Annotated in this window: 7 protein-coding genes; 6 read left to right on the forward strand and 1 reads right to left on the reverse strand. The window is 40.8% G+C overall.

The window, feature by feature from the left end:
• Positions 1-34: 34 nt before the first annotated feature.
• Positions 35-4,234 (reverse strand): hybrid sensor histidine kinase/response regulator, encoded by a 4,200-nt coding sequence (locus P2W71_RS24965; protein WP_276374144.1) that lies wholly within the window; start codon positions 4,232-4,234, stop codon positions 35-37.
• A 694-nt stretch (positions 4,235-4,928) separates the two neighbouring features.
• Between P2W71_RS24965 and P2W71_RS24970 the strand changes: the two genes are divergently transcribed.
• The 6 genes from P2W71_RS24970 to P2W71_RS24995 all read left to right on the forward strand — a co-directional run bounded on the left by P2W71_RS24970 (position 4,929) and on the right by P2W71_RS24995 (position 15,044).
• The gene (locus tag P2W71_RS24970) at positions 4,929-5,282 is read left to right on the forward strand and encodes a hypothetical protein (RefSeq protein WP_276374145.1); all 354 of its coding nucleotides are present in this window, start codon (positions 4,929-4,931) and stop codon (positions 5,280-5,282) included.
• Positions 5,283-5,323: 41 nt separating this feature from the next.
• Positions 5,324-5,872 (forward strand): hypothetical protein, encoded by a 549-nt coding sequence (locus P2W71_RS24975; RefSeq protein ID WP_276374146.1) that lies wholly within the window; start codon positions 5,324-5,326, stop codon positions 5,870-5,872.
• Positions 5,862-6,461, forward strand: coding sequence for a hypothetical protein (locus P2W71_RS24980; protein ID WP_276374147.1), 600 nt, complete (start codon positions 5,862-5,864; stop codon positions 6,459-6,461). Before P2W71_RS24975 ends, P2W71_RS24980 begins: the two co-directional genes overlap by 11 nt.
• 38 nt (positions 6,462-6,499) lie before the next feature.
• Entirely contained in the window at positions 6,500-8,287 is a 1,788-nt protein-coding gene (locus P2W71_RS24985; RefSeq protein WP_276374148.1) for a response regulator, read from the forward strand.
• A 386-nt stretch (positions 8,288-8,673) separates the two neighbouring features.
• Positions 8,674-11,412, forward strand: a complete 2,739-nt coding sequence (locus P2W71_RS24990; RefSeq protein WP_276374149.1) for a tail fiber domain-containing protein — start codon at positions 8,674-8,676, stop codon at positions 11,410-11,412.
• Positions 11,412-15,044, forward strand: coding sequence for a T9SS type A sorting domain-containing protein (locus P2W71_RS24995; RefSeq protein ID WP_276374150.1), 3,633 nt, complete (start codon positions 11,412-11,414; stop codon positions 15,042-15,044). Before P2W71_RS24990 ends, P2W71_RS24995 begins: the two co-directional genes overlap by 1 nt.
• Positions 15,045-15,075: the final 31 nt, after the last annotated feature.

Genomic DNA, 15,075 nt, shown 5'->3' on the forward strand with positions numbered 1-15,075 from the left:
AAGTGTTTGAAATTTCTAGTTATCTCGTGAAAATTCACGCTCTCTTAATTTGAATGTTATCGTTATCTGGAACAGCTCCTGGCACCAACCTGATCGCATTTGAAGCCTTCTCCAGCGCACTCATTAATACTTCAAGTTTGATTGGTTTTGTAAGATACTCGTTCATGCCCACCTGCAAGCATAGCTCTCTATCTCCTTGCATGGCATTGGCCGTCATCGCTATGATGATGGGTTGTTGCCCCTGCTTTTTACGAATGGTTTTTGTGGCCTCCAATCCATCCATTTCGGGCATTTGCATGTCCATCAAAACAACTTCATAAAATTGTGCCGCGAATTTCTCGACTGCTTCCAATCCGTTTTGCGCTACTTCGATATGCTGATAGCCAAGTTTATTCAAAATTCGGATGGCTAGCTTTTGGTTTACAAGGTTATCTTCTGCCAGCAAAATCCGCAGCGGAAACCTTTCTGCAAAATCCGCCGATAGGACAAACTTTGGTTTTTCTTCCTCCTGACGTACCTGGCGTCTCTCGACTTTTAAAGCTTCCTGTATATCCAGGGCCAACTGTTGTTGCTTCACAGGTTTGGTCAATACCGCAGAGAACAATTCCGGGTACTTCTTTAAACTTTCATCTCCCATTGTACTGACTAAAATAATTGGTAAATGAGGGAGCTTTGTTTTAATACGTTTAGACAATTCCAAACCATCCATGTTTGGCATTTGCATGTCAATCAAGGCAAGGTCAAAAAAGCCAGGTTCATCTAAGATTTCCAGCGCCTGCTGCCCAGAAAAAGCTAGTGTTGTCGGCAATTTCCATAACTCAAGCTGGGTTTTTAATACATTTAAGTTTGTAACATTCTCGTCCACGAGTAAAACTCTTTTGCCGTCGTTGCCAATAGTTATACCGTTAGAAGTAGCCTGAATGTCTTCTTCACTTACCTGGCTCGCGATTGTAAAACGGAACGTCGTTCCGACATCATGTTGGCTTTCCACTGAGATTTTCCCTCCCATTAGTTCTACCAGCCGTTGACTAATAACCAAACCTAAACCTGTGCCACCGTATTTACGGTTCGTCGCAGAATCAACTTGTGAGAAAGCTTTAAAAAGTCTTGATAGTTTATCTTCAGGAATACCAATGCCAGTATCTCGAACGTGAAAACCTATGGTCAGTTTTCTATTCTGAAGCGATACCAGCTCGACACCGACAAAAATTTCACCTTTCATGGTAAACTTTACAGCGTTGCTGATCAGATTGATAAGAATTTGTCGAAGCCTGTATTTATCGCCAACGATATGACTAGGCAATTTCGGATCAATTTGATATAAAAGGTCGATCCCATTCTCAGAAGCTTTTGCAGCAAACACATCCATCACCTCTTCGATGCACTGTCGTAAATCAAAGGATTGATGCTCAAGTTCAAGTTTTCCGGAGTCAATTTTCGAAAAATCCAGTATATCGTTAATAATTGTAAGTAAAGCCTGCCCACTGTTTCGGATGGTCTCTGTATACTCTTGTTGCTCTTTAGTCTGACCAGTCTCCGATAATAAGTATGTCATACCTAGCACACCATTCATTGGCGTACGAATTTCATGACTCATGGTGGCCAGGAATATACTCTTAGCCTGGTTAGCCTGCTCCGCATCCTGTCGTGCTCTCTCGGCTTCCTCGCGCTCAATCTCAAGCGCTTCCTTCTGCTGCATTATTTCTGCAGTCTGCTTCTTTACCTCTTTCTCAAGTGCGACTTTTTGCCGGTTGATGATGCGTAATCTGATTATGTGTAGGCTGTAGCCCACAGCGATTATAGAAAGGCCGACAATGATTTTAAAAGCCCATGTCTTCCAAAAAGGCGGTGTGATGTTAATGATCAGTGCCACACCTTCCGCATTCCAAACCCCGTCATTGTTGGAGGCCTTCACCCGAAAAAGATATTCTCCAGGATTAAGGTTAGTATAGATGGCTTTATTCGTATTGGTATAAATCCAGTCTTTGTCAAACCCTTCCATCTTATATGCATACTGGTTCTTTTCAGAAGAAGTATAATTTAGTGCGGCGAAATCGAAAGCGAAAACTGACTCTTTGTAGGAAATGGTGATCTCGTTGGTGCTGTTAATAATTTTCGAAAGCGGAGACTGACTTTGATGAACGCTTACAGGTTTATTGAAAATTTCAAAGTTGGTTATGTATACTTCCGGCACTACAGCGTTGTCGATTATAGAATCCGGATGAAATACATTGAATCCATTGACACCGCCGAAGAATATTTCTCCCTTACTATTTCTAAAGGCTGACATCCTGTTGAAAGAATTTCCCTGAAGGCCGTCGCTGGTGTCATAATTCCGGAACCTCTTATTATCTAGATCAAATCGTGATAAACCTTTGTTCGTACTCAACCAAAGATTACCTGCTCCGTCTTCTTGTATCCCATAGATCACTTCATTGGGAAGGCCATCGCTTTGATGAAAAGAAGTAAAAGTTTGTGTTTCCGGGTGGTACAAATTCAAACCGCCATTCGTCCCCACCCATAAGTTTCCTCTGCTATCTTCAAAAATTGAATTAATAAGACTGCTGCTAATGCTATTTGGGTCTTTACTGTCGTTTTTGAAACAGGTAAACCGGTTCGTCTTTTCATTGTATAAGTTCAAACCACCACCAGGTGTACCGGCCCAAATATTTCCCTTCTTGTCCTCGTACAGCGCAAACACAACGGGGTAGCTAAAGCTTCCCGGAATAGAAGGGTCAGGGTTAAAATGGTCGAACTTATTTGTTTGCTTGTTATAACGGCTTAACCCCGTTCCGTAAGTTCCAATCCAAATAAAACCATTTTTGTCCTCGATGATTTGCCCAATCGTTTCAACGTTTGGTCCTATTCCTTTTTCATCCAGCCGAATGTTGACAAATTTATTTTTGGATCGATCATAAAAATCCAAGCCTCCTTTAAAATTACCGATCCATATATTGTGATCGCGGTCTTCCAGCACATCTAAAATAAAATCGCTGCTAATGCTGCCTTTCGCCCGTTTCATTAGCGTGAATTGATTCTTATTCCTGTCAAAAATATTTAATCCGCCTCCGTCTGTACCAATCCAAAGCTTTCCTTCATGATCTTCCATGATAGAAAGCACATTGTTATTGGAAAGACTGTTTTTATCATTTTTATCGTTTTTATAGGAGGCAAATTTTGCGGCCACGCCGCTGGCTAAGTTAACGCCACCGCTATAGGTCCCCACCCACATGTTTCCATGTTTATCGCGAAACAAAGAATAAATAGAATTATTATTGACACTATAATCGTTGTACTCATCAAACTTCAGTGAAGTAAAAAGCTTGGATTTGCCATCCATGATGCTGATACCGCCGTTGCGAGTTCCGATCCAAATATTTCCTTTAGCGTCTTCCTCCAATGAAAGAACGTCGTTATGGGAGAGGCTATTAGGGTTTTTGTCGTCGTGCTGATACCTGGTAAATGTTCTGCTTTCTGCATCTAAAAGATTCAGGCCTCCCCCGTCTGTACCCACCCAGACGTTGCCTTTCGAATCCTCCAGTATGGAAGAAACGTCATTACGACTTAAAGATTTCTTATCGCTTGGATCATGTTTGAAACGTATGAAACTTTTGTTCGCCTTATCGAAAAGATTAAGTCCTCCGTAAAAAGTAGCAATCCAAATATTTTCATTTCGATCGATCAATATGTCACTGATATAATCATGGCTAATTGTACTGGCCTTATTGGGATCATTTACAAAGTTTGTAAACCGCTTCGTTTTGACATCAAAATGATTGAGACCGTCGCCGAAAGTACCTACCCATAAATTTCCATCACGATCCTGCGCAATGCTGTTCACTCGATTATTGAAGGTCGTGCTGTTTCTGACCGTGTACTTATATGCAGTAAATGTTTCTAACTCCCGATCAAAAAAGATTAATCCACCTTCATCACTTCCAATCCAAATGTTTCCGTCTCGATCTTTGAAAAGCGTATGGATAAAATTATTCGATAAGCTTTTTGGATTCGAAGGATCATTTTTATAAACCTTTAAAGCGCGACCATCATAACGATTTAATCCATCTTGAGTCCCAAACCAAATGAACCCATCATCATCCTGCAAAATACTGGTAATTGTACTTTGTGATAGCCCATCATTTGTAGTGATATGCTTGAATGTTACTGTACCATTTTGCGCAATCGAACAGCTAACAGTTAATAAAAGTATAAATGTGTTAACGATTGCTTTCATCGGTGGCTTTATCCTCTACGAGATGCACTTAAATATTTAATTGTTCCAAGTTGATTTTTCATGCTTTGATTACCTTAACTCAACCGCACCATCACACTACTCAACATCAAGATTACAAGGATTTTTCATTCCATAAGTTTGAATAATCCCCCTTATATCGCCTATGTAAGGTCTTGAATCTTATCTGTTCCGTGCAAAAACCATCATTTTGTTTTTGCATACTATAACTTTCGAAACATAGCCCCCGATAATCGGGGGGATGATATGTTCGTTAGCGCTGTCGCTGTCGGACATTTTATACTACAAAAAATTTGTAAGCCTTCCTTTACGTCAAATGATTTAAAGAATGACAATTCCATACGCAACTAATGGTGACGTAAGGATTAGGCAACGTAATCCCATAATTGCAGGCTGAAACAGGGCTAGCAAGGCATTGCGAGAGTTTAATTAAAAAATTATTATGTATGATCCCGTTGATACAATCAAAATCTTAATTAACAGGATTGTTTCTCTCTTATTAACGTACCGGATACACTTCAAAGGCATAAGAAACAACCCCGTTTCCCTGATTTTAACTAATTCAGGGATTACCCTGACTCTCAACTTCATGCAGTGACTGATCTTTGTAATGGAAGCATGCATCACGCTGAGCCATGCAACCAGAAAACGATTACTCACTAAAAAAATAAACATTATGAATATCGCAATACTACAATCATCAAACAGGCCCCTCTTTATAAACTTCGATCAATATACCGATGGTGATTCGGATTTTAAGAAGGAACTCATCTATTTGATGATAGACAACCTTAAGGAGGTGCAAACATCGTTGACTGAAGCAACACAGAAAAACAAATTGGAGATCTTTGAAAAGACCTGTCACAAAATCAAACCAACGTTGAGTATGTTGGAGGACAAAGATCTTCTTGAATCGATTCAGGCGATCAAGTCACAATTTTCCAATGGAAACGAAAAAGATCAGTGGGTAGCCAGTTTTACATCAACCTGCAATCAAATAATTAAAAGTCTGGAGAGAGAATCAAAATAATTTTTTACCAGTAATCTTCTAAGTGTTTTAAAATACATGGTATGAATGATTCTCCAGCCGACAGGATCAGTATTTATTTATCAATAGATAAACAAACACTTAAAGATTATTTTAACGCGCACGATCCCTCTCCGATATATAAGAAACAGTTGAGCCATCAGTTGGAGCAGTATATAATGAACTCTGTTACTGGGGCGAAGCGCTATTCTGCGATCTTCTACAAACTAAAATGTGCCGGCGAAATTGATAAGCAGTATGCGGAACCTTTAATGTATGCGATCCGCAGTCACTACGAAGCAAAGAAAGCAAAGCGCATAAAAGAGTTCAGAAGATTTAAATATCGCTCATGGATTTTATTATTAATCAGTATCGTGATAGTGGCTGCCATTCAAGTATTTCTACCGATGGCATTGGAAGAAGACAATAAAGTTCACGCCATGCTTTTTAGCAGCATGGAAATATTCAGCTGGGTTTTGCTTTGGAGACCTATCGATGTACTCCTGTTCTATTGGAATCCGCATTTGAAAGACATCTGCTTGCTACATAAGCTAGCCACCTCAGAAGTAATCTTCATTGAAAATGAAAAATAGATTTCTTTTCATGGGTATTTTTTGTTGTCTTGAGGCGATGGCACAAGTTACTGGCGCTGTCGAACAAATCTATTATTACGATAAGGGGAATGGTTTTGCTATGGGACCGCTCGTGCAACTTCAGACCAATAAGAATTGGTTTGTTGAGGCTCGTTATAATTACGAAGAAGCAAGAACGACCTCCTTGTACATTGGAAAGGCTTTTGTCCACGAGGGCAAATTTTCTTATTCAATCATTCCCATTTTCGGTGGTGTGATTGGGAGGTTCGACGGGGGTTCAGCCGCATTGAACGTAGACTTGGAATTTAAAGGTTTCTACTTCTCCACACAGTCCCAATATACTTTTTCGGTAGAAGAAGAATTAGATAATTTTTATTTCAGTTGGTCGGAATTAGGATACCAACCTTTGACCTGGTTTTATGGTGGTGTGGCTTTACAAGAAACCTATTTTCCACAAACATCAGAGACAATAACGAATCCAGGTTGCGTAGTTGGTTTTGCTTTTAAACGGTGGACTCTTCCCTTTTATGGATTTAGGACAGGAAAAGGTACGCAGTCTTTTGTTTGCAGCATTATTTACGAGTGGTAAATATGCTGAATTGTGTTTTTAATATTTAATAAAAATGTATGAGCGATCACAGTGTTCTTTTACTTCTAAGGCTTTCAACAGTTGTTTTCCTACAGCCTTCGGTTTTGATTTTTAGCGCTGTGATTATTCCGGTTGCTGCAGTATTAATATTCCTTTTACGCCGGATCAGTCTTCTAAAAAATCAAAAAGCAGATTTGCACAGGCAAGTCCTTGAAAAATCTGAATTGCTCGATTATGCTATAGAGAAGGAAAAAAAATTGCGGGAGCTGGCGTCAGAGGCCAACCGCACAAAAAGTTTACTGTTGGTGCGCATCAACCATGAAATACGAACGCCGCTAAATGGTATTCTTGGAATGACGTCATTGTTGGCCGAATCTCCCTTAACGTACGAGCAGCAGGAATATACAGATACCATTCGCGAGTGCGGCGATAGTTTGTTAAAAGTTGTCAATGATATATTGTTAAAAGATATTCTTGATTATTCAAAATTGGAATCAGGAAAAGTTGAACTCGAACAAAAGGATTTCAGCCTTGAAAATAGCCTCGAGGAAGTTTTAGATGTCTTCGGTGGCAAAGCCGCGACCAGCGGAATTGAACTGTTGTATCACCTGGATGCAAATGTGCCTGCTCAAATTGTCGGAGATAAATTGAGACTTGGACAAGTATTAATGAACCTTGTTGAAAACGCGATTCGTTACACGCGCAAGGGTGAAATCTTAATCAACGTAAAATTACAAGATACGGGCGAAGCCAATGCAGTGGAACTTCGCTTTGAAGTTCGTGACACCGGCGCCGGCATTGCTAACGATCAACTCCAATTGCTATTGGCAGATATGAGCAACTTGAATTCTACACTGAAAACTGAGCGAAGCGGTGTGGGTTTAATCATTAGTAAAAAATTAGTTGAATTGATGGGCGGATCCATTACCATAGAAAGCCAAAAAGATAAAGGCACTACTGTGATCTTTACAATTCGGACAGTGTCAAGCCTTCAGGCAAGGGCTATCAACTATGGGCTCGGAAGTATTGAAGGAAAAAAAATATTAGTGGTAGAGGACAACTTGTCCCATGTCAATTTTATTAAAGAGCAACTTGTGGAATGGAAATTTCTACCGGTAGTTGTACACGCTGGGAAAGATGCTCTAAAAATATTGCAACAGCCACATGACATCGAGCTGGTCTTAATCGATAATGAAGTACTCGATATGAACGGCGTCGACCTGGCAAAGTCTATTCGCGAAATACATCCTCACCTTCCACTCGTTCTGCTTTCACCAAAAGATGAAGCCAACGGAAAACCTCACGTAGAACTTTTTGATTCCGTAGCTTATAAACCTATTAAAAAACATTTGCTCAGCAAATCGATATTAACTTCTTTTCGTCATTTGAGTAAGGTCAGTACTAACGTTGATACCAATACTTTATCAGCTAATTTTTCTGAACAACATCCGCTCCGCATTTTAGTTGCAGAAGACAATGCAACAAATCAAAAGCTGGCGCTGAAAGTTCTAGGCAAATTGGGATACAAGCCCGATATAGCCAGACATGGTAAAGAGGTCTTAGAGATGGTGAGCAACAAGAACTACGATGTAATTTTAATGGACGTTCAAATGCCCGAAATGGATGGATTGGAAGCATCCAGGATGATTCGGATATGCCTGACTGTTCAACCGATTATCATCGCGATGACGGCAAATACGTTACAGGGCGACCGCGAGGCATGCCTACAAGCGGGAATGGATGATTATATCAGCAAACCAATCGTTCTTGAAGATTTGGTTGACATTCTTGAAAAGTGGGCGATTAACATTCATGAAAAACGTTAATACTTTCATCTTCTTTTATACCTCTATTTTTTATTTCATAACGATTGTCTACCGGCGTGTAAAAATATCCGAGCCCTTGTATTCTTATCACCAGGTAAGAAACATATCTGTATCTTAATTTTTATACGTTAAAATAAATTACAAGCGATACCCGACCCAGGGAATTCCCTTATCAAAGCCAGGGTATTCCCTTGTAAAATCTTAGATGACAGTTTGACCAACTGCCCGCTCCATTGAAATTTTATCAGGGTTTCGCATTCGTTCAAAAAAAAATCTTATTCCATCTCCATATTATACATTCTAAGACAGATGTTATGTCGCCGTTGACTAACATCAATATAGTTGCAATTTCGAATACACATTTGTATTGTAAAGAATACAAATAAATGCTTCATCCAACCTACTCTCTAAATATCAACTACACGATCAAGATTGTGGTTGTATTTGCCATCGCCCTTCTCGTTTCCGGTAAAATGCTCGGCCAAAACATTGGTATTAATACCGATGGTGCCACGCCAGATGCATCGGCGATGCTGGACATCGTATCAACTAGTAAAGGTCTGCTCATACCGCGAGTAGCACTAACAGCAACCAACGCTGCAGGACCGGTTACATCTCCAGCAACGAGCTTATTGGTTTATAATACAGCCACGGCTGGTGTTGCACCCAACAATGTAATTCCGGGGTATTACTATTGGAACGGAATAGCGTGGATAGCATTTAATACAACAAGCGCCGCGTCGACGGCGTGGACACTAGGTGGAAACACAGGAATTACATCTTCTCATTTCGTTGGAACGAGTGATGACAAGGCACTCATCTTTAAATCAAACAATCAGTCCTTTCTTGAATTCGGAAATCGGGGAACTTTGGGGTTAACGCAATCCTATGCCGATTATGATAATGCTTCAGAAAAAGTAACCTACATACGCTCTGCCCTCCAATTTGAAGCATCTGCTGCTCAATTTTATAAACCAAAAATGTTCACAGACGTAAATGGAAATTTTCGTGTCAAAGGTAGCGCTGCGGGTACTGACTATTTTGAATTCGGATCTACCGGAGCCAGTAACAACGGCGGCTTTGAATTTATTATTGGCGATGACGGAGACGAACCCATCGTGTTTAAGAGTTACCATTACATCAATGGTATGTCAGAAATTATGCGCCTCCAAAGCGGACGGATGGCAGTAGGTTCTAATGCCTTCGATGCGACCAATCCAGAGAAACTTTTAATTGATGCCGGTACGACAACTTCTTATAACCTGATGACAGGAAAAGGAAGTATTAATAACTATTTGCAGATCAATGTCAAAAATAGTTCTTCTGGTGGAAGCGCTAGCTCCGATCTAGTTGCCAGTTCGGACAATGGAACCGAATCGGTGAACTACATTGACATGGGAATAAATTCCAGCGGATATAACAATACCTCCATGCCGGTTTTGGGTGGGGCAAACACTGGGTACTTGTATTCAACAGGAACGGATTTTGTAATTGGCAATGCAACTGCTTCAAAGCCGCTTAGATTTTTCACGGGAGGGACAGCCAATTCTAATGAACGAATGCGGATAGATGGAAATGGTAAAGTTGGCATTGCTAACCTATCGCCTTCTGAGGCATTAGATGTCACAGGAAACGTTAGGTTCAGTGGGGCTTTAATGCCAAATAATAGTGCAGGCACGTCAGGATATGTGTTACAATCTAACGGTTCGGGTAGTGCGCCTACATGGGTAACACCATCGAGTGTAGTAGGAAGTTCAAGTTGGACGCTGGATGGAAACACAGTTGCCGCTAATCGAAATTTTGGAACTATTTCAAATTATCCGCTTCCATTCATTACTAACAATACGGAAAAAATGAGGCTCTTTACAAATGGAAGCCTTGCGTTGGGTGCAACATCCCTTGATGTCACAAATCCCGAAAAACTCCTGGTTGATGCAGGCACCACGTCTTCTTTCAATGTTATTAGCGGGAAAGGCACAATCAACAATTATCTTCAGTTGAATATTCAAAACAGGTCTACTGGTACGAGTGCAAGTTCTGACGTCGTGGCATCCGCAAATAATGCAACAGAGTCTGTGAACTATATTGACATGGGCATCAACTCCAGCGGGTACACCAACACCTCATTACCCGTTTTAGGTGGAATTAATACAGCTTATTTATACTCAACAGGAAATGATTTTGTCATCGGCAATGCAACCGCGAACAAGCCATTAAGATTTTTTACCGGAGGCACTGCAACTACAAATGAAGCTATGCGAATAGATGGCGATGGTTATGTGATGATCGGTACAGATAGTAATAATGGCGAAAAGCTTTTGGTTGATGCTGGAACTGATCAAACGGCCATCGGTGTAGAAGGCGATGTAAACAATTATTTAGAAATCAACGTCCAAAACACAAACAATGGAAATTTAGCGAGTTCGGATATTGTTGCTACAGCTAATAATGGAAGCGCAAGCACCGTGTACGTAGATTTGGGAATTAATAGCGCTGGCTATTCCAATGGGCAAAATAATATTCTGAACGGTCCGAATGTCGCATATTTATACGCCCATGGAAGGGACTTCAAGATTGGAAATGGTACTCCCAACCGCGACTTAATCTTTTTTACAAATCCAAGCAGTGGAACATTAGGAACAAATACTGCCAATGGTGTTGAACGTATGCGAATCACCGAAGCCGGTAAAATAGGAATTAATACCAATAATCCTAGTTATACGCTTCATGTGGATGGCGATGCAGCCAAACCAGGAGGAGGCACATGGACAGCTGCTTCTGATGGCAGGCTAAAAAAAGATATTAAGCCTTTCAATGATGGCCTTGATGTGCTGACCAAAATTAATCCTGTCTGGTTTCAATATAACGGTGTGGCTGGATTACCTACAGATGGAAAAAATTATGTGGGTATCATCGCGCAAGAGATGCAAGCCATAGCTCCTTACACTATTGGAACGTTTAAAGACGATGAAACCAATACGGAATATCTCAACTATGACGCAAATGCAGTCACATACATCCTCATAAATGCTGTTCAGGAGCAACAAGCTGTGATAGACCTTCTGAAAACACAGCTCGAAGAGCAGAATCAGCGGCTGTTAAGATTAGAGGAAAAGTTAAAGTAATGGAAACGCCGGTGTCAAGTAGGTCGCCTTTTAGTATTTCAAAAAAGCTGTGGCTGATAACGCTTTTACAGTCGGGAATATGCATTCTTTTTATTACCCTGAATACGCTTAATGCTTTTGGACAAGGACGTTTGGTTCTCAATGGAGCGACTATCAAGTTAAATGGTAGTGTATCGCTCGTGATTGACAATTCGTCAAGCAATGCTATCACACGAAACAGTGGCCATATAATTAGCGAGGGACAAAGCAATACCATAAAATGGAATATTGGCACAACGGTTGGTACATATGTGATTCCATGGGGATATGGAAGTTCAGAATATATACCACTGACTTTTACAAAAACGGCTGGTAGCGGCGCCGGTTACTTTTTATTTTCGACCTTTCATACCACTTCCAATAATCTTTCCCAGTTACCATCAGGCATAGCAAATTTAAATGGCGCCAATGGCTCGGATAATTCATTGTTTGTTTCAGATCGTTTTTGGCAGGTCAATGCAATGGCTTATTCGGTGAAACCAGAGATTTCTAATATGGAGTTTACGTATTTAGACTCGGAAAATTCTGCGCCCAATACCATTACAGAAACGCTTTTACGTGCAAAACGATACAATAGCACTTTGACCAGTTGGGGTGATTTTCTGCCGACAAGCACAATCAATACCACCACTAACAAACTTACCATAACATCTGTCAACGCATCAGATCTCCATGGTTGGTGGATGTTAGCTAATTTAAGCACCAACAGATATTGGGTAGCATCCTCAAATTCAAATGCAAACCTCTCTTCAAATTGGGCTGAATCTGCCGGAGGAGCCGGAAATGCTGGCGCACCAACTTCTGCTGAAGCTGTCATCTTTGATGGTACCAGCGACTTTAACTGTACATTGAATTCAGATTTAACTGCCGCAACTTTAACAGTGAGTCCCGGGTTTGTTGGAATAATATCCCAAGGCTCGAATTTAATTTCAGTTGGCGGGAATGCAGTATTTTCAGGTGGAACATTTACCGGTGGAGACTCAAACATTTCTGTCGGTGGCAACTTTACAGTGTCTGGTGCAGCCTTCACTGCACCGACTACAACGTTAGATATAAAAGGAAATTTCGCCGTGACGAGCGGAACATTCTTACACAATAATGGCAACGTTTCATTTTCGGGCACAAGTGGTTTAACACAAACAATCAGCAGTACTGCAGCAACTACGTTTAATAATATTTCAGTCACTAATAATTCGGTTAGCCCAGGAGTCAGTGTTCAAAGTAACCAAAATTTAAAAGGGGTTTTAACATTGGGAAACAACGTAAACTTTGATGCGGATGGAAGCGCAAACGCTGCAATTTTTAAGTTACTTTCTACATCAGATAGTCCGACTAACGATGCAGCTATTGGAATATTACCGGCGGGCGCGCAAGTTTCAGGAAAAGTGACTGTACAACGATTTATGACCAAAGAAGGATCAAACAATACAAAGATATACCGGTACATTTCCTCACCGATTTTCAACGCCACCGTGGCGGATTTGCAACAGGAAATTCCGGTAACGGGATCATTCACGGGCAGAAGTACCTGTTCAGGATGCGTTTCGTCAAGTCAATCTTTATTTGCCTATGCCGAATCGGTCATAACCGATACCGACCGTAACGGCGAAATAAATCAAAATGATGGATACGTAGATTTTCCTGCTAACATCAATACTGAAACCTTTGTGCCTGGCCAGGGCTATGCTTTGTATGTACGTGGCAACATTCTTTCGTCTACTTCGTGGGATCTTCGCGGAACAATAAATTCCGGTAACGTAACTCCAGTTTCCCTTCCTGTGACTTATACATCATCTGGAACTTTAATAAACGATGGTTGGAACTTAGTGGGAAACCCTTTTCCATCCACCATTGACTGGAACTCAAGTAACGGATGGACTAAAGCAAACCTGGAAACGTCTATCTATATCACCGACAATGCCACCATTGCCGGTGTACGATTTGCGACATGGAACGGTGTCGTCGGTACCAATGGTGGTTCACAATATATTTCGACGGGTCAGGGATTTTGGGTGAAAGCTAACGGTGCGGGTACACCAATCCTCCAGGCCGATGAAAATATTAAAACTGCGGGAACACAAACGACTTTCTTCAGACAAGCAACCCCTGTGAACGTATTAAGGGTCGCCGTCCTGAAAGGTTCCTTAAGGGACGAAACTATTATTCACTTCCGTGAAGATGCCACCGTAAATTTTGATGATCACGCCGATTCGCGAAAACTTTCAAACAGTGTACTAAATATTTCTTCGATCCTGGATGACGGGAAAAATGTCGCTATAAATTCATTACCTCCCATCGATTGTGGAGCAACAATTCCGCTTACCATCGACAACATTTCAATGGAAAAGTATACGATGGAGTTCTCTGAGTTTGAGTCCTTTCCCACCAATATTACCATTACGCTAATTGACAATTTTCTTAATACGACGCATGACATCAGAAATGGAAACTACACCTTCTCGGTCATATCATCTGCCGCGAGCTATGGTCCATCACGATTTAAAATAAGTTTTAATTCATTGCCACTAAACACTGAGATACATACATCTGCTCCGGATGTTTGCGTTGGCGCCGAAGGAATAATCACAATTGAAAATGCGCAACCAGGTGCTACTTATACCGCTATTATAGGGGACCAGAATTTTACAGCCGTCGATCATGTTGGAACTGCAAAAATCATCATCCCTGAAAAGATGCTGTCCGCAGGCGACAATCACATTTTAATAAAATCGTCTGTAATGAATTGTAGTGATGTTGTTGAGAAAGAATTAAGCCTTAATGTTAAATCAATGGTTTCTGCTAATGTAGAACCAGCAGCAAATTGTGGTTTTGGTTCGCTCCTATTAAAAGCAACCGGCGCGCCTGAAAATGGATCCTACAACTGGTATGATGAACCAGACGCATACAATGCAATAGAACATACAAACACATTGCAAACACCATTGTTAAAGAAATCAAAAACATACTATGTAGCTGTTGTCAACGCCTTGGGTTGTGAGGGAGATAGAATACCCGTTAAAGCAACCATCATCAACCTTGATCCAGTAACCATTACTACGACTTCACATACCTTGACTTCAAGTTATACCACCGGAAACCAATGGTTTTTAAACGGAATGCTGATTGAAGGAGCAACTCAACAGTCGATACAACCAAAAGAATCCGGAACTTACAAAACTGAAATTATTGAAGATGGCTGTATTACTTGGGCAGAAGTAGGGTTTACTGTCATTCCTCAAATACAAAATCCTGTTCCAAGCGAGGAAGGAAATGAGAATGAAGAAAACACACCCGACAAAGAAATCTTGCCCCAAATGCCTGAGCAAGAAGTACCGAGGTTCCCAGCCATTATTCAAATTTCGCCAAACCCTGTAACTGAAACAGCTTTATTGGAAATCTCTAATACATTTCAAAATGTAACCAACGTGACCATTATAAACGGATTGGGACAACCCATGGGCAACATCGATCTTCAACAAATGAGGGAAAAGAAAATTGGGATTCTAAAATTGGGCGACTATCCTTCGGGAATTTACATTGTTCGAATTAGTTGTGGCTCGAAAGTCTATGAACAAAAGATCATTAAAAAATAACTTTTGCTGTATCAACTTCACGCACTGTGAA

This window comes from Chryseolinea sp. H1M3-3 (genome assembly GCF_029360725.1).
Taxonomy (GTDB): Bacteria; Bacteroidota; Bacteroidia; order Cytophagales; family Cyclobacteriaceae; genus Chryseolinea.

Excerpts from the sequence above, each read along its gene's own strand:
- P2W71_RS24965 (WP_276374144.1), bottom strand. The coding sequence starts at position 4,234 with ATGAAAGCAATCGTTAACACATTTATACTTTTATTAACTGTTAGCTGT.
- P2W71_RS24970 (WP_276374145.1), top strand. The coding sequence starts at position 4,929 with ATGAATATCGCAATACTACAATCATCAAACAGGCCCCTCTTTATAAAC.
- P2W71_RS24975 (WP_276374146.1), top strand. The coding sequence starts at position 5,324 with ATGAATGATTCTCCAGCCGACAGGATCAGTATTTATTTATCAATAGAT.
- P2W71_RS24980 (WP_276374147.1), top strand. The coding sequence starts at position 5,862 with ATGAAAAATAGATTTCTTTTCATGGGTATTTTTTGTTGTCTTGAGGCG.
- P2W71_RS24985 (WP_276374148.1), top strand. The coding sequence starts at position 6,500 with ATGAGCGATCACAGTGTTCTTTTACTTCTAAGGCTTTCAACAGTTGTT.
- P2W71_RS24990 (WP_276374149.1), top strand. The coding sequence starts at position 8,674 with ATGCTTCATCCAACCTACTCTCTAAATATCAACTACACGATCAAGATT.
- P2W71_RS24995 (WP_276374150.1), top strand. The coding sequence starts at position 11,412 with ATGGAAACGCCGGTGTCAAGTAGGTCGCCTTTTAGTATTTCAAAAAAG.